Origin of the sequence: Longimicrobium sp., assembly GCA_036389135.1 — a bacterium.
In the GTDB taxonomy this organism is placed as follows: Bacteria; Gemmatimonadota; Gemmatimonadetes; order Longimicrobiales; family Longimicrobiaceae; genus Longimicrobium.
Genome location: DASVQP010000095.1, coordinates 1 through 18,906, shown reverse-complemented (window position 1 = coordinate 18,906; position 18,906 = coordinate 1). Strand labels below are relative to the sequence as shown.

Annotated in this window: 15 protein-coding genes; 8 read left to right on the top strand and 7 right to left on the bottom strand. The window is 71.1% G+C overall.

The genetic code is table 11. The annotated features are described in order from the left end of the window. Positions 1–98: 98 nt before the first annotated feature. The 8 genes from VF584_20575 (at position 99) to VF584_20540 (ending at position 13,567) form a co-directional block, all read left to right on the top strand. A complete protein-coding gene (locus VF584_20575; protein ID HEX8212585.1) occupies positions 99–4,409 on the top strand; it encodes a polymorphic toxin type 15 domain-containing protein in 4,311 nt (1,436 codons plus the stop codon). Positions 4,410–4,438: 29 nt separating this feature from the next. Beyond that, positions 4,439–4,990, top strand: coding sequence for a GAD-like domain-containing protein (locus tag VF584_20570; protein HEX8212584.1), 552 nt, complete (start codon positions 4,439–4,441; stop codon positions 4,988–4,990). 3 nt (positions 4,991–4,993) lie between these two features. Continuing rightward, on the top strand, positions 4,994–5,500 hold the full coding sequence (locus VF584_20565; protein HEX8212583.1) for a hypothetical protein: 507 nt from the start codon (positions 4,994–4,996) through the stop codon (positions 5,498–5,500). Further along, complete coding sequence (locus tag VF584_20560; protein ID HEX8212582.1) at positions 5,500–6,489, top strand: glycosyltransferase family 9 protein; 990 nt, start codon at positions 5,500–5,502, stop codon at positions 6,487–6,489. Before VF584_20565 ends, VF584_20560 begins: the two co-directional genes overlap by 1 nt. Positions 6,490–6,530: 41 nt before the next feature. After that, positions 6,531–8,360: a methyltransferase domain-containing protein gene (locus tag VF584_20555; protein ID HEX8212581.1), complete on the top strand. Its 1,830-nt coding sequence runs from the start codon at positions 6,531–6,533 to the stop codon at positions 8,358–8,360. Positions 8,361–8,419: 59 nt separating this feature from the next. Next, positions 8,420–9,622: a class I SAM-dependent methyltransferase gene (locus VF584_20550; GenBank protein HEX8212580.1), complete on the top strand. Its 1,203-nt coding sequence runs from the start codon at positions 8,420–8,422 to the stop codon at positions 9,620–9,622. Between the two features lie 2 nt (positions 9,623–9,624). Then, on the top strand, positions 9,625–11,460 hold the full coding sequence (locus tag VF584_20545) for a glycosyltransferase family 9 protein (GenBank protein HEX8212579.1): 1,836 nt from the start codon (positions 9,625–9,627) through the stop codon (positions 11,458–11,460). A 322-nt stretch (positions 11,461–11,782) separates the two neighbouring features. Next, positions 11,783–13,567 carry an AAA family ATPase gene (locus VF584_20540; GenBank protein ID HEX8212578.1) on the top strand — a complete coding sequence of 595 codons (1,785 nt, stop codon included), beginning with the start codon at positions 11,783–11,785 and terminating at the stop codon, positions 13,565–13,567. A 20-nt stretch (positions 13,568–13,587) separates the two neighbouring features. Here VF584_20540 and VF584_20535 read toward each other — a convergent pair whose 3' ends face one another. The 7 genes from VF584_20535 to VF584_20505 form a co-directional block, all read right to left on the bottom strand. After that, positions 13,588–13,779: a hypothetical protein gene (locus VF584_20535; GenBank protein ID HEX8212577.1), complete on the bottom strand. Its 192-nt coding sequence runs from the start codon at positions 13,777–13,779 to the stop codon at positions 13,588–13,590. Between the two features lie 198 nt (positions 13,780–13,977). Further along, positions 13,978–16,626, bottom strand: coding sequence for an ABC transporter permease (locus tag VF584_20530; GenBank protein ID HEX8212576.1), 2,649 nt, complete (start codon positions 16,624–16,626; stop codon positions 13,978–13,980). Then, complete coding sequence (locus tag VF584_20525) at positions 16,623–16,973, bottom strand: PadR family transcriptional regulator (GenBank protein ID HEX8212575.1); 351 nt, start codon at positions 16,971–16,973, stop codon at positions 16,623–16,625. Before VF584_20525 ends, VF584_20530 begins: the two co-directional genes overlap by 4 nt. A 149-nt stretch (positions 16,974–17,122) precedes the next feature. Then, positions 17,123–17,314 (bottom strand): hypothetical protein, encoded by a 192-nt coding sequence (locus VF584_20520; protein HEX8212574.1) that lies wholly within the window; start codon positions 17,312–17,314, stop codon positions 17,123–17,125. A gap of 86 nt (positions 17,315–17,400) precedes the next feature. Next, a complete protein-coding gene (locus VF584_20515; GenBank protein ID HEX8212573.1) occupies positions 17,401–17,994 on the bottom strand; it encodes a DUF937 domain-containing protein in 594 nt (197 codons plus the stop codon). A gap of 29 nt (positions 17,995–18,023) precedes the next feature. Then, entirely contained in the window at positions 18,024–18,434 is a 411-nt protein-coding gene (locus VF584_20510; protein HEX8212572.1) for a DUF3597 domain-containing protein, read from the bottom strand. A gap of 189 nt (positions 18,435–18,623) precedes the next feature. Further along, positions 18,624–18,906 (bottom strand): hypothetical protein (locus tag VF584_20505; GenBank protein HEX8212571.1); only part of this gene is annotated, 283 nt, incomplete at its 5' end.

Here is an 18,906-nt window from a genome sequence, read left to right as displayed (position 1 = left end):
TGGCGCGAGCAGCACGTATCCGGTGAGGAGCCCGATGTACGATTCCGAGGGAGCCCTGGCGTGAGCGCCGCGTCCTCGCCGCGCTCTGGCGCAGCCCGGTGAGCGAGGCGCTGCGCGTCCGGCGTCCGCACGCGCGGGCGGCAGGGGCACACGCCCCCGCCGCGCCAGCGCGCGCGCCCGCCGCTGTGCCCGGCCCCGCATCCCCGGCCGCCTCCGGCTGGGCGGCGGCCCCCGGCCCCCCCGCGCTCCTGCTGGGCGGCGTGCAGCGCAAGCCGGTGATCGGCCAGCCGGGAGACGCGTACGAGCTCGAGGCCGACGCCGTGGCGGACCGCGTGGCCGGCGGGCTGTCGGCGCCCGGCGCCGCCGTGTCGCTGCTGGGCGCGGCCGGCCCCTCCGGTCCTCCGCAGATGAAGGAGAAAGAGGATCTGCCCGTCCACCAGATGATGGAGGTGGAGGAGCATCCGACCGCGCCTCCGCCCAACGCCGTCCAGGCCGCCCCCGCCGACCCAGACGACGACGAGGGCGCCATCCAGCTCAAGGAGGAGGATAAAGACACCACGCCGATCCAGCTCAAAGAGGAAGACGAAGACGCCGCGCCGGTCCAGCTCAAGGAGGAGGACGAGGAGCCCGCCTCCGTGCAGCGGCTGGCGCCCGGGGGCGCGGCCGCCACGCCCGCGATGCAGAGCACCGCCGCGACCGCCATCTCCGCCCCCGGCACCGGCTCCGCGCTCCCCGCCCCCACGCGCGGGACGCTGGAGACGCGGATGGGCGTGGACCTGGGCGCCGTGCGCGTGCACGACGGCCCCGGCGCCAACCAGGCCGCCGCCGGGCTGAACGCCCGCGCCTTCACCCACGGCCGCCACATCTGGCTGGGCCGCGGCGAGAGCGCGGGCGACGTGCGTCTGATGGCGCACGAGGTCACGCACGTGCTGCAGCAGGACGGCGCCGTACGCCGCAAGCCGGCGGACAAGCCGAAGAAGGAGCCCGCCGCCGGCGCGCCCGCCTCCCCGCCCGCTTCCGGCGCCGCACCCGCCGCCGCCCCGAAGTCCGCGCCATCCTCGCCCCCCGCCGCACCGGCCGCCCCTGCCTCGCCCGCGCCCGCGCCGGCCGCGCCCGCACCCGCGGCTCCGGCTGCGGCGGGTGCTGCCCCGGCGTCCGCCCCGGCGGGTGCCGCACCGGCCGCGGCTGGCGGTGCGCCGGCCGGAGCCGAGGCCGCGGGGGGTGGACCCGGCGGCGGTGGCGGTCCGGAGCTCCTGATGCCGGAGCCGCCATCCGAGCTCTCGCCCGAGGAGCAGGCGCGCCTGGAAACGGTGGACCAGCGGGCCGGCGCAGCGGTGGAGGTCACCACCGACCTGCCCCCCGCCGAAGAGGAGGTGGGCGACGCCCGGGCCGCCGTGGAGGAGCCCGCCGAAGAGACGCAGGCCCGCGCCGGAGACCAGCTGGTCGCCGCCCTGGGGGAGCGCCCCGCGCCCAGTCCGGAGATCGAGGAACTCTGCGACCGCATCTACCAGGTCATCCGCGACAAGCGCCCGCCCGACGAGGACTCGCTGGTCGAGGCCGACCCCCAGGAGATGGCGCAGCAGGCCGGCGGCGAGATGAACGCCTCCGTGGAGGCCGACACCCAGAACGTGCAGGGCCAGTACGACCAGCTCCAGGAGCAGCCCGAGGGCGCGCCCGCGCAGGAGCCCGTGCCGCTGGACGCCCCGCCCGCCGGCGAAGCGCCCCCCGACCTGGCCGCCGACGCCGCCGCCCCGGACGGCGTGCCGCCCGAGGCGGTGTCGCTGGACGCCGACGTGGCCGCCTCCGGGCAGCAGATGACCGAAGCCGGGATGGACACCGAGCCCGCGCAGCTGGTGGAGAGCGGCCCCATCGCCGAGGCGCGCGCGGCGCAGGGCGAGCTGGCCGAGACGGCCGCGCGCGACCCGCAGGAGGTGCTGGCCGAGCAGCAGGCCACGCTCGCCGGCGCCCAGGCCGACATGGCCGCGCTGCAGGCCAGCGCGCTGCAGGCGCTGCAGGGAAGCCGCGAGAGCACCACCACCGCCGGCGCCGCCCAGCAGGGCGAGATGGTGGGCTCCGAGGAGCAGATGCGCACCCAGGCCGCCGCCCAGGCGCAGCGCATCTTCGACGACGCGCAGACGCGGGTGAGCACCCTGCTGGACCCGCTGCCGGCCACCGCCATGGCCCGGTGGGAAGCCGGAGTGCAGGTGCTCTCCACCGAGTTCGACCAGCACCTGGCGCGCGTGAAGAAGTGGGTGGACGAGCGCCACGAGAGCACCGCGCTGGCCGTCGTCGACTACTTCACCGGGCTGCCGGACTGGGTCACCGAGGAGTACGACGACGCCGAGAAGAACTTCGGCGACGGCGTCTGCGACCTGATCCGCGAGATCTCCCGCGACGTCAACGGCGTCATCGCCGCGTGCGAGGCGATCGTCGACGACTCGCGCACGCAGATCGCCGCCGTCTTCGAGTCGCTCCCCGCCGAGCTGCAGGGGTGGGCCGCCGAGCAGCAGGCGCAGTTCGGCGAGCGGCTGAACGGGCTGCAGGAGCGTGCGCAGCAGACCCGCTCCGACTTCACCCGCGACCTCACCCGCCGCGCCGGACAGGCGGTGCAGGACGTCCGCGCCAAGATCCACGATCTGCGCGAGGCGGCCAAGGGGCTCGTCGGCCGCATCGCCGACGCGGTCAACGCGTTCCTCGAGGACCCGGCCCGCTTCATCATCGACGGGCTGCTCAGCGTGCTGGGCATCTCGCCCGGGGCGTTCTGGGCGGTTGTGGACAGGATCGGCGCGGCGATCGACTCGATCGCCGACGACCCGATGAACTTCGTCAACAACCTGATGAGCGCGGTCGGGCAGGGCTTCTCGCAGTTCTTCGACAACATCGGCACGCACCTGCTGCAGGGGCTGATGGACTGGCTCTTCTCCGGCCTGGGCTCGGTGGGGGTGCAGCTCCCCGCCGACACCTCGCTCAAGAGCATCATCACCTTCTTCCTGCAGCTGATGGGGCTCACCTGGCCCAACATCAAGGAGATCCTGGCCCGCCACATCGGCGCCGAGAACGTCGCGCTCATCGAAAAGGCGTGGGAGCTGGTCTCCAGCCTCATCGAGATGGGGCCCGAGGGGCTGTTCGAGCTGATCAAGGAGCAGCTGGACCCGGCCAACCTGCTGCAGATGGTGCTAGACGCGGCCGTGGAGTACCTGGTCCAGGCCCTCATCCAGGCGGTCACGCCGCGCATCCTGCTGCTGTTCAACCCGGCGGGGGCCATCCTGCAGGCCATCGAGGCCATCTTCCGGGTGCTCAAGTGGATCTTTGAGAACGCCTCGCGGATCTTCACCCTCGTGGAGACGGTGGTCAACGGCGTCACCGACCTCATCGCCGGCAACATCAGCGGGATGGCGAACGCGGTGGAGGGGGCGCTGGCGCGGCTGATCCCGCCGGTCATCGACTTCCTGGCCGGCTACCTGGGCCTCGGCGGCCTGCCGGAGGCCATCGCCGACGTCATCAAGGGCTTCCAGACGCAGGTGCTCGCCATCGTCGAGCGCATCATCGGCTTCCTGGCCGAGCGCGCGCGCGGCCTTCTCCGGGCGATGGGGTTCGGGGGAGAGGAGGACAACGCGGAGGAGGAACCCGCGGGCGACCACGCATCGCTAGCGCGGCGGGCCAAAACCGAGATGGAGCGTCCAGCGCCGAACGCCCGGGATTACGCGTCTCTGCGCGAGGCCAAGCAGGCCCAGGCCAGCCAACTCGAAACGCGGTATTCGTCGCTCCTGGAGGAGGGGATTGGGCTGCGCGTGCAGTTCGGCGAGGCCGCTCCCGACGCAGGCGATCAGGACCTGGATTTCACAATTGTCATCGCGCCGAACGACACGACGGAAACGGGGAGCGTGCCCGTTCCCGCAGTCGCCAGGGGGCCGGTACAGGTCGACTTCTTGCGCCGCACGCACCACAATGCGGTTGAGTACGAGCGCCAGGTGCGGGGGCAGAACGACGCACTTCGGGCCATGCAGGTCAGCGCCTGGAGCACGAATCGCGAGAACTTCAAAAGCCGGGGGCGTGACCCGGCGTCCGCGAGCCTGCAGCAACTGGAGCGCGGCATCATACGTACGCGGATGATCGCCGGGGTGCTGGCGAACAATCCCGGCATGGGTGGAGACGCCGCCGCAGCGCTGGTCGATGCCAAGCTCGCGAACACGGCCGTTCTCCATAATCCGGACCAGGTCGCGGGCGGCAACGTCTATCCGGCCGGCGGCGTCGGCGACCTGAGCATCAACTCCTCCATCGGAAGCCAGTGGCGCACCAAGGTCACCATCCTCGACGATGCCGCGGCGCCGTTGTCGGACACGGAGAAGGCAGAGCTCACCTGGGCCGACATGAACCTCGACGTGCGGCTCGCGGGCTCCCGCGACTGAACTCCGATCCCTGAATCCAAGAGGTAGAGATGCATCAGTTTTCCAAGTTCCTCGAAGCGTACGGAACCGGCCACGACTGCCAGCAGGTGGACCCGGACCGGCTTGAAGCCCACAAAGGCAAGCTTCCCGATCCCTTGCTGGAGTTCTGGAGTGATCAGGGGATCTGCGGATACCTCGAGGGCATGTTCTGGTTCGTGGATCCCGATGCCTTCGTGGACGTTCTGGAGGAGTGGGGCGCGGCCCGCTACACCTCCTTCGCGAGGAATGGATTCGGCGACATCTTCCTCTATTCCAGCGACGGCGTGTCCGTGCTGAGTGTGCACCGCGGCGCCCTGGACAGCGTGACTCCCGACATCGAGCTGTTTCTCAACCGGTTGATGACCATCACGTCCGTCATGGACGACATGGTGTTCCGCAAGCTGCACCGGGCGGTGACAGGCAAGCTCGGCCGGCCCGCTCCCGACGAATGCTATGGCTTCGTACCGGCGCTTGCCCTGGGCGGGCCAGGTACGCCGGAGACCGTACAACGGATGAAGCTGCGCGAACATCTCTCGCTCCTGGCGCAGATCCACGGACATTGACCGGTGAACCCGCCACGCACCCTCTGGTCCGACGCGGCCCGCGCGCGCCGCTTCATCATCCCCGATGACGCCGAGTTGCCGCCGGGAGCGTTCGTCTTGCGCACCTCCCTCGGCCGCGAGCGCGCGGTGGATGAGGCGGCGGTGCTCGCCTACGAGGTGACGGCGGAGGAGGCGCAGGCGTGGGCAAAGGAGCAGCTGGGCGGCGTGCTGGGCGAGGTGCGCGGCAAGGCGGTCGGCTTCGTGGAGCGCCTGCGCGAGCGCACCGCCGCCATGCGCGAGGAGAACCGCGGGACGTGGGAGCAGGGCGTCGCGGAGATGCCGGACGAGGTGCGCGAAGCGGCGGAGCGCGCCCGCGCCGGGCTCAAGGAGCTGGGCCAGGCGCTCCAGCGCGCCGCGCGCGAGCACGGCGCACGGCCGTCACAGCCCAGCCCGAAGCCATCGGCCGGCGCCGAGAAGCCGCACGACGCGGGTCCGGCGGGCGCGAATCCCCCACACCCGGGCGCATCCTGATGCCCCCGCAGGCGCTGGTCACCGCCGCCGGCGGGCTGGGCGACGTGCTGCGCGCCACGCCGCTGGTGCGCGTGCTGGGGACGCTGGGCTACGAGGTGGACCTGCTGGTGGCCCCCGACTACGCCGGCACCGTGGCGCTGCTGGAGGGCGCCCCCGGAGTGCGCCGCCTCTTCCACGTCCCCTCGCGCTGGTCCCGCGACACGGCGTCGCGGACGGACGGGCTGGCGAAGACGCGCTACGACGTGGCCACCTTCACCTACTGGAGCCGCCAGCAGCTCCCGCCGCTGGTGAAGGCGGACCGCACGCTGGCATTCGACCGGCGCTGGGTGGCGGATGGAGACGCGGTGTGCGTGGAGCGCCTGGCCCGCGAGCTGGGGTGGACGGAGGCGATTCCCGGCCCGCTGGCGGTGCACTCGGGGCGGCGCTTCGACGTAGCGCCGGGGACGGTGGCGCTGCACCCGGGGTGCAAGGCCAACTGGCCGTGGAAGAAGTGGCACGGCTTCGCCGACCTGGCGGCGCTCCTTCCCGCGGTCGTGGTGGTGGGCGCCGAGGAGGACCGGCGGGTGGACGGCACCTACTTCGCCCGTCCGTTCGCCTGGCCGGGGCACGCGCGCGACTTCACCGGCGCGCTCTCCCTTCCCGACACGGCGGCGCTGCTGAGCCAGTGCGCGGCGCTGGTGTCGAACGACTCGGGGCTCATGCACCTGGGGGTGGCGCTGGGGATCCCCGTGCTGGGGGTGTTCGGCATCACCAGCCCGGCGCGGGAGGCGCTGTCCGCGCCCAACATGCTGCCGGTCACCAAGGGGCTGCCGTGCGAGGGCGCGTGCCGCCGCCAGCCATGGGGCCGCCGCACCTGCCCCCGCCGCCTGGAGTGCCTGCGCACCCTCACCGCCGAAGAGGTGCTCTCCCACCTGCGCGGCCGCGTCCCGGGGCTATTCGCGGCGGGGGAGAGCGCGTGGCACGAAGGCGCCGCGGCCATCCCCGCCTGACCGCCCGCACCGAAACCGAGAACGAACGCGATCGCGCATCCATGGAATCCCTTTCCGTCGCCTACTACGGGTACGTGTCCGACACCTCGGGCTACGGGCACACGGCCCGCGGCTACGTGCACGCGCTGCACCGCGCGGGGGTTGAGCTGAGCGTGGTGGACCTGTCGCGCCACCGGCACCCGCCGCCGGACGAGCTGGTCGCCTCGCTCATGGGGCGCCCCGCCAGCCCGGACGTGCACCTCTTCCACGGCATCCCTACGCAGTGGGCGCGGCTGGCCTTTCCCCTTCGCAACTGCGTGGGGATGACGGTGTGGGAAACGGACGCCATGCCCGGCCAGTGGCGCAGCGCGCTCAACCACGTGCAGGAGGTGTGGCTCCCCTGCACGCACAACGTGGAGGTGTTCGGAAAGGGGCTGGAGCGCCCCGTCTTTCGCCTTCCCCACCCCGTCTTTCCGCCGCACGCCAACGGGGATACGCCCGACCCGGCCGCCTTCCTGGAGGTGGAGGACGACGAATTCGTCTTCTACGCCGTCTTCGCCTGGCAGGAGCGCAAGGGGCCGCGGGAGACGCTGGACGCCTACCTCTCGGCCTTTTCCGCGGCCGACCGCACGGTGCTGCTGCTCAAGACCGACGCCGCCTCGGCCGCCGCCGCGCGCAACGAGGTGGAGGCGGCGCGCGCGCGGCACCCCTCCGGCGCGCGCGTGGCGCTGCGGGCGGAAAGCTGGAGCGACGCGGGGGTGGAGGCGCTGCACCGCCGCGGCGACTGCTACGTGAGCCTGCACCGCGGCGAGGGGTGGGGATACCCGCTCTTCGAGGCCGCCTGCCGCGGCACGCCGGTGGTGGCCACCGCCTGGTCCGGGCCGATGGACTACCTGGACCCGGCTGCGCACGCGCTGGTGCGCTGCACCCTGCACCCGGTGCGCCAGCCGTACCAGTACTACCATCCGCGGATGCGCTGGGCCCTGCCCGACGTGGCCCACGCCGCCCAGCTGATGCGCGCCGTCCACGCCGACCCCGCGGGCGCCCGGGTGCGCTCCGCGGCCGCAGCGGAGCGCATCCGCGCCGACTTCTCGCTCGAAGCCGTGGGCACCGCCGCGCGCGACCGCCTGGCCGACGTGCTGCGCCGTGCCGACGCACCCCGCTGGCGCCGCGCCGCGGCGAGCGCGCCGCCGGCCGAGGCGAAGCCGGCGCATGCGCCGTTCGAGGGCGCCATCCCGGTGGAGTGGTACGACGAGGACTACTTCGAGACGGGGCGCAAGAGCAACTGGTCGACCGGCTACAGCTGGAAGCACTTCGGCGGCCTGTTCGGCGAGACGGCGGCCATGCTCGGGGAGCTGCTTCCGGACGCCGCCTCGTTCCTGGACGCGGGGTGCGCCAAGGGGCTGCTGGTGCGGGCGCTTCGCGAGCGCGGGCGAGACGCGTGGGGCTTCGACGGGAGCGCCTGGGCCATCGACCACGCCGAGCCCGCCGCGCGCCCGTATCTCGCCCGCGCCTCGGTGGACGAGGCCCGGTACGACCGCCGCTTCGACGTGCTGGTAGCCGCCGAGCTGCTGCAGACGCTCACCGAGGCGCAGATCGATGCCTTCCTCCCCCGCGCGCGGCGGTGGACAGGGACGGCGCTGGTGGCGCTCATCCCCAGCTTCGACGACGAGGCGCAGCAGGCCGCGCCCCCGCCGCGCGGCAACGACCCCAGCCACGTCACCCTGCGCACGCGCGAGTGGTGGCACCAGCGCTTCCTGGCCGCCGGATGGGAGCAGGACCCCCTGCACCGGAACGTGGAGACCCTCTTTCGCCGCCACGCCCTCGCCCGGCGCATGGGGTGGAAGCTGTTCGTCTACGCGCCCGGAACGGGGCCAGGAGAAATCAGGTGATCTCTCCGGGACCTTCAGCGCCCGGCGCCGCCGGGCCGGACCTTCGAGGCACGCTCTCCATGCCTGACCTGCGTTGCTACCTCCTTACCTGCGGCGCGCGGGTGGCCGCGGGGGTCACCCGGGCCACGCTCGACTCCATCCTGCGCTCCGACTGGGGCGGCCCTCCCACGGTGTGCGTGGACGAGGCGGTGGGGGGCGACCCCAAGGCCAACCAGACGGAGAACTACCGGCGCGTGCTGGAGCGCATCGCCGCCGACCGGCCCGGGCACGCGCTGGTGCTGGAGGACGACGTGGCGGTGAGCCGCCACCTGCGCGCCAACCTGGAGCGGTGGGGGCCGGTGCGCGACGGGCGTGCTCCCCTGCTGGGCATCCTCTACAACCCCACCCTGGCCCCCCGTGGCGACGCACCGCCGGTACGGGACGGGTTCGTCGCAGACGGGGACTCTGTGTACGGCAGCCAGGCGTTCCTCATCACCCCCGACCTCGCCGACTACTGCCTGCGGCACTGGACGGACGTCCCCGGGCTGCAGGACATCAAGATGTCGCGGCTGGCGGCGCGCATGGACCCGAACGCGCTGGTGGTGCACACGCCCAGCCTGGTGGAGCACGTGGAGTCCGGCTCCACCCACGGCGCCGGGCACCACACCGCCGCCGACTTCGACCCCTGGTGGCGCGCCGGCGACGGCGCCCCGCCCGAACTGCGCTGGGACGAGGTGCCCGGGTGGTTCGACTGGCCCTGCTTCTACGAGCAGCAGGTCCGCGCCCTGTCCCACGGCAGCGTGGTGGTGGAGGTGGGAACGCTGCTGGGGCGCTCCATCATCTACCTGGCGCAGACCATGAAGGCGGCGCGCAAGGACCTGCGCCTCTTCGCCGTCGACACCTTCACCGGCTCCCCCTCCGACGCCGCGGTGCTCCACGTGGTGGAGGCGCACGGGGGATCGCTGCGGGCGGCTTTCGAGGACAACCTGGAGCGCTCGGGCGCCGCCGCGGCCGTCACGGTGTTGCCCATGGACTCGCTGCAGGCGGCGCGCGAGTTCTGCGACGCCAGCGTGGACCTGCTCTTTCTGGACGGCGACCACGCCGAGGAGGCGCTGGTGAACGACCTCCTCTGGTGGCTCCCCCGGCTCAAGCCCGGCGGCGTGGTGGCGGGCCACGACATCGACACCTACCCGTCGGTGGGCCGCGCGCTGGACCGCATGCTGGGCCGCGGCCGCTACCAGGTGGACCACGGCCAGAACCTGTGGGTGTGGCGCAAGGGGTGAGGATGGATACGCGGCCGCCGGCTCCTCCGGATGGAGATGCGGTGCTGGTGCACCTGGCCGCCGGGGTCGGCAACCTGGTGCTGGCCACGCCGCTGCTGGTGGCGTTGTACCGCATGGGGTACCCGGTGGACCTCCTGCTGCACGCCGACTACCCGCAGGCCGCGGAGCTCTTCGGCGGGTGGAGCGTGGTGCGCCGCGTGCACGCCGGCCGCGTTCCTGCCGGAGAGCGGTACCGGCACGTGATCCCCGCCGTCCCGCCCTTCTACTGGGCCCGGCACGCCCGCCCGTACGACGGCCGCCGCGACTGCGTCCCCCGCCCACCCAACGCCCTCTTCGCGCGCGACGAGCAGGGGTGGTACCTGGGTTTCGCCGAGGCGCTGGGATGGCCGCGCGGCGAGCGGCCGGCGTACACCCTTCCCGTGTCCCCGTCGGACGCGCACGGCGTGACGCAGGCGACGCTCGTCGTGGCGCCGGGGTGCAAGACGGGCGAGATGGCGGCCAAGCGCTGGCCGCACTTCCCCGCCCTGGCCCAGCGTTTCCCTGACGTCGTCGTGGTGGGCACGGCCGACGACCTGCGCGCGTTCGGCGGCGCCGCGTTCGGCTTTCCCGCGCACGTGCGCTCGCTGGCCGGGCGGCTGACGCTGCGCGAGACGGCCTCGGTGCTCGCGGCGGCAGGGGCGGTGGTGGCGAACGACAGCGGCCTGGGGCACCTGGCCGGGGCCACCGGCGTGCCCACCCTCCTCCTCTTCGGCCCCACCTCCGAGCGCGTGCTGGGCCCCTTTCCACCCAACGTCGCCGTTCTGCGCGCGGGCCTGCCCTGTGAGCCATGCTGGAACGGCGCGCGCCTCCGGGCCTGCCGAGCCCGCGTGGACTGCCTGCGCTCGCTCGACGTCGCACACGTGGAGCGCGAGGTCCGCACGGTGATGGGAACGCTGGACGAAGGACTCACGCCGGACCCGGCATCGATCCAGGTTCTGATGGATGCGGCTCCGGGAGCCCGGCACGATCCGGAGCGAGAGGCCGCGGTGCCGGCGGAGGATGCGCCCGGTTATGGACGAAGGATCGCGCTCGTCTCCCTCACCCGCTCGGGCACGCTCCCGGCACGTGCGGCGGGGGAGGACGACGATTCCGTCCCGCTGGTCTCGTGCCTGATGCCCACCCGCGACCGGCGGCGGTTCGTGCCGCACGCCATCGACCAGTTCCTGGGGCAGGACCACCCCCGCCGCGAGCTGGTGGTGGTGGACGACGGCGCCGACGCGGTGGACGACCTCATCCCGTCCGATCCGCGCATCCGCTACCACCGCGTGGAGCGGCAGGCCACACTGGGCGCCAAGCGCAACCTGGCGTGCTCGCTGGCCCGCGGCGAGCTGCTGGCGCACTGGGACGACGATGACTGGATGCCCCCGCACCGCCTATCCACGCAGCTGCGCGCCCTCGCCGCGAGGCCGGCGGCGGGCGCGTGCGGGCTGTCGCAGCTGCGGTTCTTCGACCCCGTCGCCGGGCGCGCGTGGGAGTACCGCTGGCCCGAGCGCGCGCGGCCCTGGCTGGCGGGCGGCACGCTGATGTTCCGGCGCGCCGCGTGGGAGCGGCGCCCGTTTCCCCAGATCAATGAGGGCGAGGACACCCGCTGGGTTTGGGCGCTCCCCGCGGGCGCCGTGGCCGCCATCCCCGACCCCGGCCTCTACGCCGCCCTGGTGCACGGCGGCAACACCAGCCGCAAGCGCCCGGGCGAGGCGCGCTGGCACCCGATCCCCCTGGACGTGGTCCGCGCCCCCATGGGCGAGGCCTGGAGCTTCTACGCCGCCCTGGCCACCCCCGCGCACGCAGTCCCCGCCTGAGCCGTTCAGCGCCAAAAGATCGCGCGAATCACGCCCAGCGAGGCGCCGGGTAGAAGATCCACGTGGTGGACCCGTAAGGCAGCGTGTGACCACTGTCTCTGCCGCCAGTCCCGCGCATTCTGCGGTCCCTTGACCATCCTTCACGCTGATCCGATTGTTGACCCGTGGTCCCCCCGCCCAACCCTCGCAACGCATAACGCGTGAGTTCCTGCGTCTTCAAGTTGTTGACGCCGAATTGGCCGCTTGCCGCTATCTTGATGGAGTAGACTATGATTGCCTCCTCGTCTCATCGCACCGCCTGCTTCCCGCACCCAAGTTACTCATGCAACCGATCGCATTCCGCATCAAGGACTTTCGTTCGATCAGGGATTCAGGGATCTGCCCCTTGTCGGGGGACGGGATCACGGTACTTGCGGGGCAGAACGAGTCAGGAAAGACTGCTGTGCTCTCGGCACTCCGTGACTTCGACATTATGCCGACGGAACCGCCGATGACTCCGGAGTTTCTCCCCGAGGGTGACGACGAAGCAGAACCTCAGGTGGCGATTCAGTTCAGCGTAGAACCCGACGAACTCGCAAAATTGTATCTTCAGTCAGGCATGTTGGCGCCCCCGCAATTTGCAGGATTCATCGAAACCGCGACGACCATTTGGATTACCCGTGACCTGACCACTAATCATTTCCGCTTCGACCCAGAAATAATAGCTATGTGGGAGGGATTCGATGAAGATGCTACTTCCCCAGAAGGCGAATCTGAAAGCAATGACGATACCCCTCTCGAAGAAGGGGCAAGCGCCGAGGAGCAACAACTCAAACCCGCATCTGCAGAAGCACATGCCGATGAACTGTACACCTCCTGGCCCATCTTCGTGTACTTCGACTCGTTCTCGGATGCTTTGCCTCGCGCAACGGTGGTGAGCACTTTGGTCGCTCGAAAAGGGGTTCCGCAGATCGTAATCGATTTTCTTGAACTCGCGGAGATTGATCCGAATCGCCTCATTCAACTCTCCACGGATCCCAAACAACTCGGCAATTATCTCAGCCGCAGGAACGCCGTTATCACGGGTGACTTCCTCACGTACTGGAAGCAGCGCACGGGCGGTACAAATGCCGTCGAGTTACATGCCAGATCGTTCCGGGATGAGGAAGGCACATTGAATCTCGCTTTCTTCGTGCGTGATCGCGTTGATCAGTACCCAGACCAGAGAAGTAAGGGCTTCCTTTGGTTTCTATCATTTTACCTGCGTCTCGCCGCCGCGCATAAGAAGGTTCCGAACTCCACCCGTATTCTGCTCGTGGATGAACCCGGCAGCTATCTCCACGCGCGAGCGCAGCGCGACATCCTTCATCTTTTTGAAGACCGACTTGCGGCAGGTGGCCAGCGGATCATCTATACTACCCATAGTCCATACCTGCTCCCGGCAGCTAGCCTCTACCGTGTTCGTCTTGTCGTGAAAGACCCGAGTAAGGGAACCTTAGTGCTCGATCGCCTCACCCATCCAGCGTTGCGCGGCGACGAGTTTGCAGATACGCTCTCACCCGTGCTGACCTCAATTGGTATAGACATCCAAGGAGCGTTGTCATTCGTTCGTCCAAAGAACCTACTTGTCGAGGGTATTACGGATTATCTGTATCTGACCCGGTGGGCCACGGAGTTCAACCCGGATATCGCAGAGCAGATCAACATTTTCCCTTGTTTCGGAGCAGGAACCATCCATACTTTAGCTTCATTGCTACTCGGCTGGGGATTGCAGTTCGCGGTTCTGGTCGATCGCGACACCGCAGGCACGCGGGCAAAGGATAGACTTCATCGCGACCTCCTTATCCCTCCCGAGCGCATCGTTCAACCCAAGGATGCCGTTGCTATCGAGGACGTTTTCTCCGCCGAGGACTTCCGCAAGGTGCTACTTGCACTCGATCCGAACTTCACGCTGCTGCCAGAGGAACGCCCGTCGACCGCGATTGAACGCCAGAAGATCGACAAGGTGCTTCTAGCCCGACGATTCTCCGAGCTTCATGCGGACGGGATGGAGTTCACCGGAAAAACACGGAACGCTATTCAGCGATTGCTGAAGGATATTGTAACTGCAGTAGAGCACCCCGGCTGACGCCTCCCGCCCCGCTCGCCTCACCGCCGAAGAATCTCGCGGATCACCCCGAGCGACGCCCCGCGGAGCAGGTCCACGCGGTGCAGGATGACGTGGCCGGTGGGGCCGAAGATGCGCGGGAGGTAGTCGCCGCCCTTGAGGTCCACGGTGAGGCACAAGGGGTGGATGCCGCCGCCGCGCGCTTCGGCGATGGCCTGGCGCGAGTCCTCCACGCCGTAGCGGCCGTCGCAGGCGCAGCCCGGTAGCGCACTACGGCCGTCCAGACTAACAGAAGAGAAGGCCCTGCATCGCATTAGCCGATGGCGAGCGACATCTCCTGGGGGGCCACGGATGGCGCGGTCGAAGTAGGCGGTAGCCACGTCTGAACTTCGTGGTGGAGACGTCGCACTTCTGGACCTTCACACTTCCTCCTACCGCAGCGACACCTGCGGGTCCACGCGCGCGGCGCGACGCGCCGGGAGGTAGCTGGCCAGGAGCGCGGCGCCGAAGAGCACGGCGCAGCTCGCGGCCAGCACCACCGGGTCCGCGGTGGTGACGCCGAAGAGGAGGGTACGCAGGAGGCGCGCGACGGCGAGGGCGGCCACCGCGCCCACCGCCAGCCCGGTGGCGCCCATCACCACCCCCTCGCGCACCACCAATCGCACCACGTCGCGCGCGGTGGCGCCCAGCGCCAGCCGCACCCCGATCTCGTGGGTGCGCTGGCTCACGAAGTACGAGATCATCCCGTAGATCCCCATCACCGCGAGCATCAGCCCCACCAGCGCCAGCCCGGTCAGCAGCAGGGCGCTGAAGCGCGGGCCGGCCAGGGTGTCCGCCACCACGTCGTCCATCGTCTGCACGCCGGAGAGCGCCAGGGTGGGGTCCACCGCGCGCACGGCGCGGCGCAGCGCGGGGGCCAGGGCGGCCGGGTTCGCGCCGCGCGACACCAGCGACACCGTCCGCTCCGGCCACGGGCTCTGCCGGAAGGGGACGTACATCTCCGGCTGCACCGCCTCCCCCAGGCCATGGTGGCGCACGGCGCCCACTACCCCCACCACCTCGCGCCACTCCGGCGGGTCGCCGGTGCAGCAGCCCACGCGCTTCCCCACCGCGTTCTCCCCGGGCCACAGCCGGCGGGCCAGCTCCTCGCTGATCACCACCACCTTGGGCGCGGTGGCGTGGTCCCCCTCGCCCACCAGCCGCCCGGCGCGCAGCGGGATGCGCATGGTCTCCAGATAGCCCGGGGTCACCACGCGGAAGTCCACCTGCGGCATCTCCCCGGGGCGCCAGGTGCGCCCCTCCACCTGCAGCCCCACGTTTGCGCCGCCGCTGGCCAGGGGGAGCGAGTTGACCGCCCCGGCGCTCTGCACGCCGGGGACGGCGCGCAGCTCCTCCACCAGCCGCGCCTGCGCGGCCGCGACCCGCGCCGCGTCGGGGTACCCCGCCTCGGGCAGGGAAAGGGTGGCGGAGAGGACGCCCGCGGGATCGAAGCCGGGGTGCACCTGGTTGAGGAGGAGGGACGAGCGGATCGTGAGCCCGGCCCCCACCAGGAGGACCAGCGCCAGCGCCAGCTCCCCCACCACCAGCCCCCTGCGCAGCCGGTCGCGCGGCGTCCCCATGGAGCCGGTGCGCCCCCCCTCGCGCAGCGTGCCCTGCAGGTCCGTGCGCGTAACCCGCAGCGCCGGCGCCAGGCCGAAGAGCACCCCGCTCCCCACGGCCACCACGAAGGCGAAGGCCAGCACCGGCACGCTCAGCGCCGCGTCACCCAGCCGGGGAACGCCCTCCGACGCCATCCGCACCAGGAGCCGGATCCCCAGCCACGCCACCACCAGCCCGGCCACCCCGCCGGCCAGCGACAGCACCACGCTCTCCGTGAGGAGCTGGCGCACGATGCGCCGCTGCCCCGCCCCCAGCGCCGCGCGGATGGAGATCTCCTTGGCACGCACCTGTGCGCGCGCCAGGAGGAGGTTGGCCACGTTCACCACCGCCAGGAGGAGGATGAAGCCCACGCTGACCAGGAGCACCAGGAACGGGGCCCGGGCGCCCCCCAGGACCATGTCGTGGAAGCCCTGGAGCCGGGCCGAGCGCTCGCGCAGCGGCGTCTCCTCCGGGTGCTCGCCGTTGATGCCACGGGTGACGCGCAGCAGCTCCTCCTCCGCTCGGTCGCGGGTGACCCCCGGCTTCAGCTTCCCCAGCACCAGCAGCCCGTGGGCGCCGTAGTTGCCGCGCTGCTCCGGGGTGAACACCAGCGGCACCCACAACGCCTCCTCCTGCGCGGAAAGGGTGTACGCGGCCGGGGCCACCCCGACCACCGTGTACACCTCGCCGTTGAGCCGCACCGGCTTCCCCACGATCCCCGCGTCCGCGCCCATGCGGGTCCACAGGGGGTGGCTGAGCACCGCCACCCGGTCGCGGCCGGGCTCGTCCTCGCCGGGGAGGAAGTAGCGCCCCAGCGCCGGCCGCATGGCCACCACCTGGAAGTAGGCGGGCGTCACCCGCCCACCGTACACCCGCTCCGGCTCCGCCCCTGGGGGGGCCAGGTTGAAGCTGAACGCGTCGAAGGCAGCGATCGCCTCGTACGAGGTGGTGCGCTGGCGCCAGTCCGAGAAGTGCCCGGCGGAGACCGGTCCCGGCTCCCCGCGCGATGTCTCCTGCAGCACCACTATCCGGTCCGCGTCCGCGTAGGGGAGGGGGCGCAGGAGCACCGAGTGCACCGCGCTGAAGATGGCCGTGGTCCCTCCGATCCCCAGCGCCAGCGTGAGCACCGCCACCGCCGTGAACCCCCGGTTCACCCGCAGCTGGCGCACGGCGAAGCGCAGGTCGCTCCACAGGGCGTCCACCCACTCGGTGCGTCGGCGGGAGCGCTCCTGCCGCTCGCCCAGCTCCCGGCACTCCCGCTCCACCCCGCCGCGCTCGCCGAAGCGCGCCAGCGCCGCGCGCCGCGCCTCTTCCGGGGTCATCCCCCGCGCCACGTTCTCGTCCACGAGCATCTCCAGGTGGAAGTTGAGCTCCGCCTCCACATCCGCGGCCACGTCCGGGCCGGCGATGCGCAGGTAGCGCCGCCACAGCGGCGGGGTCATGCGGGCCTCAGCGCGGGCTGGTCCGTGACGAGCAGCACCTTCCCCACCGCCTGCGCAAACCGCAGCCAGTTGGGCGACTCGGCCTTGAGGTGGGCCCGTCCCTCCGCGGTGAGGCGGTAGAACTTGGCCCGCCGGTTGTTTTCGCTGGTCCCCCACTCCGCCTCCACCCACCCGCGCTGCTCCATGCGGTGCAGCGCGGGGTACAGCGATCCCTCCTCGATCTGCAGCACGTCGTCCGTGGTGTCGCGGATCCAGCGCGCCACTGCGTAGCCGTGCATCGGCCCCCACGACAGCGTCTTCAGGATCATAAGGTGCAGCGGTCCGTGGACCAGGTCGGTCGTGCTCATCGTCTCTCCCTTTTCAGGTCTAGGGGTAAAATGCGGGGCTACCCCTGTCGGCGCAAGGGGAACGGCAGGATGAGGGATGAGGGATGAGGGATGAGGGATGAGGAACTGCGGGGATGGGGGATAGGGGATGGGGAACTGCGGGACCCCCTCTACAGCTTCGGCCGCTCGGCCTCCGCGCGCATCCTGCTCGCCGAGATGGCGTGCGGGACTCGGTTGGCCGGATTGATGTTGACGAATCCCGCCCGCAGGTCGGACACCTTGATGTAGGGCACGTCGCCCACGCGCCGGCCGGCCGAGGGCGAGCCGTGGCCGCCCCGGACGGTGATGGCCTTGGACTTCACGAGCTCAGCCAGCCCCCCGCCCAAAAACGAAGCGGCCCCCGGTTCATGTGAGCCGGGGGCCGCTGTCCATCCTCCGAGCCCGTGTACTACCGACCTCGCGCCCGCGCCGCCATGTCGAGGATGTCGTCCAGCGGGTTGCCGTTCCCGTTCAGGTCAAGCATGGCCCCAAGGCCGCCGCCCCCCTGCGCGCCCGACGCAGGCGATCCCTGTCCTCCCAGCAACCCGCCGAGCAGCCCACCCAGTGCACCTCCACCCGCCGATACGGCTCCCGCGCCGCCGCCCTGGCGCGCCATGTACCCGGCTACCAGCATGGCGAGAAGCGGCAGCATCCGCTTCAGCAACGCGGGATCCAGCCCGGTCTGCGTGGAGGCAGACTGGGCCACGGTGCGGCTCACCTCCTTCGAGCCGAAGATCTGGCCCAGCACGGCATCTCCGGGGGCAGCGTCAGTGGGGCCAGGGCTGACGACCTGATCCGCCAGACTGGGGCCTCCCAGTTGACCGAGCAGTCCGCCGAGTCCCTCCGGGCCGCCTGGCGACGACTGTGCCTGCTTCTTGAAGCCACCGAGGATCGCGGGAAGGAGCGCCGCCGCACCCGCCGACGCCTGTGTCTCGGGGATGCCGAGCTGCTGGGCGATGGCGCCGATGCCACCCGCCTGATTCAGAATGTCCGTGATCTGCATACGGCCGTCCTTCCGCTGCGGGTGGGCCTTCAGTCGAGCAGATCGCCCGGAATGTTGCCGCCGTTGGCGGCGATGCGGGTCAGCACGGTCTTGTGCAGCCACGTGTTCATCTTGGCGGAGTCGTCCATCAACTCGGGCGGGCAGTGCAGTTCGGTCGCCAGCTCCTTGCGCGCCGCGTAGCTGCTGTCGATGCCGAGGAGGGTGAGCAGGTCGACGATGGAATACCGCCAGTTGAGCTTCCCAGGGTATGCCGCCGCACGCTTCTCCAGATCGGCTACCACGTCCACGACCGCAACCGGCGCGGGGGCGGGGATCGCTCCGGCACCCGGGGTCCCGGTAACGGAATCCCCAGCCGGCGAAGGGGTGCTGGCGGGAGCAGCGGGAGCAGCGGGACGGGAGCCCAGGCCGAGCGAGGATAGGATGTTGCCGAAGATGCCCATGGCGGTGCCTCCGTGTAGTGGCTGGCCCAGCCTGCGGACCGATTGCCCGGGAGGTCGGCCTGCTCACACAGGCAACCTATCGGCGGCGTTCGTCCCTGTCTATCGGTATGAGGGTCAACCTTCATTCTGCTGCCCGCGGCCCCGGCTGAATGCTGCCCCGCTGCGCGACCATGCGCGCACCCGGACGCGTCACCGCCTAAAGATCTCGCGGATCACGCCGAGCAGCGCGCCGGGGAGCAGGTCCACGCGGTGGAGGATGACGTGGCCGGTGGGGCCGAAGATGCGCGGGAGGTAGTCGCCGCCCTTGAGGTCCACGGTGAGGCAGAAGGGATGGATGCCGCTGCCGCGCGCCTCGGCGATCGCCTGGCGCGAGTCCTCCACGCCGTAGCGGCCGTCGTAGGCGTCCTCGTCGTTGGGCTTGCCGTCGGAGAGGATCAGGAGGAGGCGGTGGCCGGCGGGCTGCTGGCGGAGC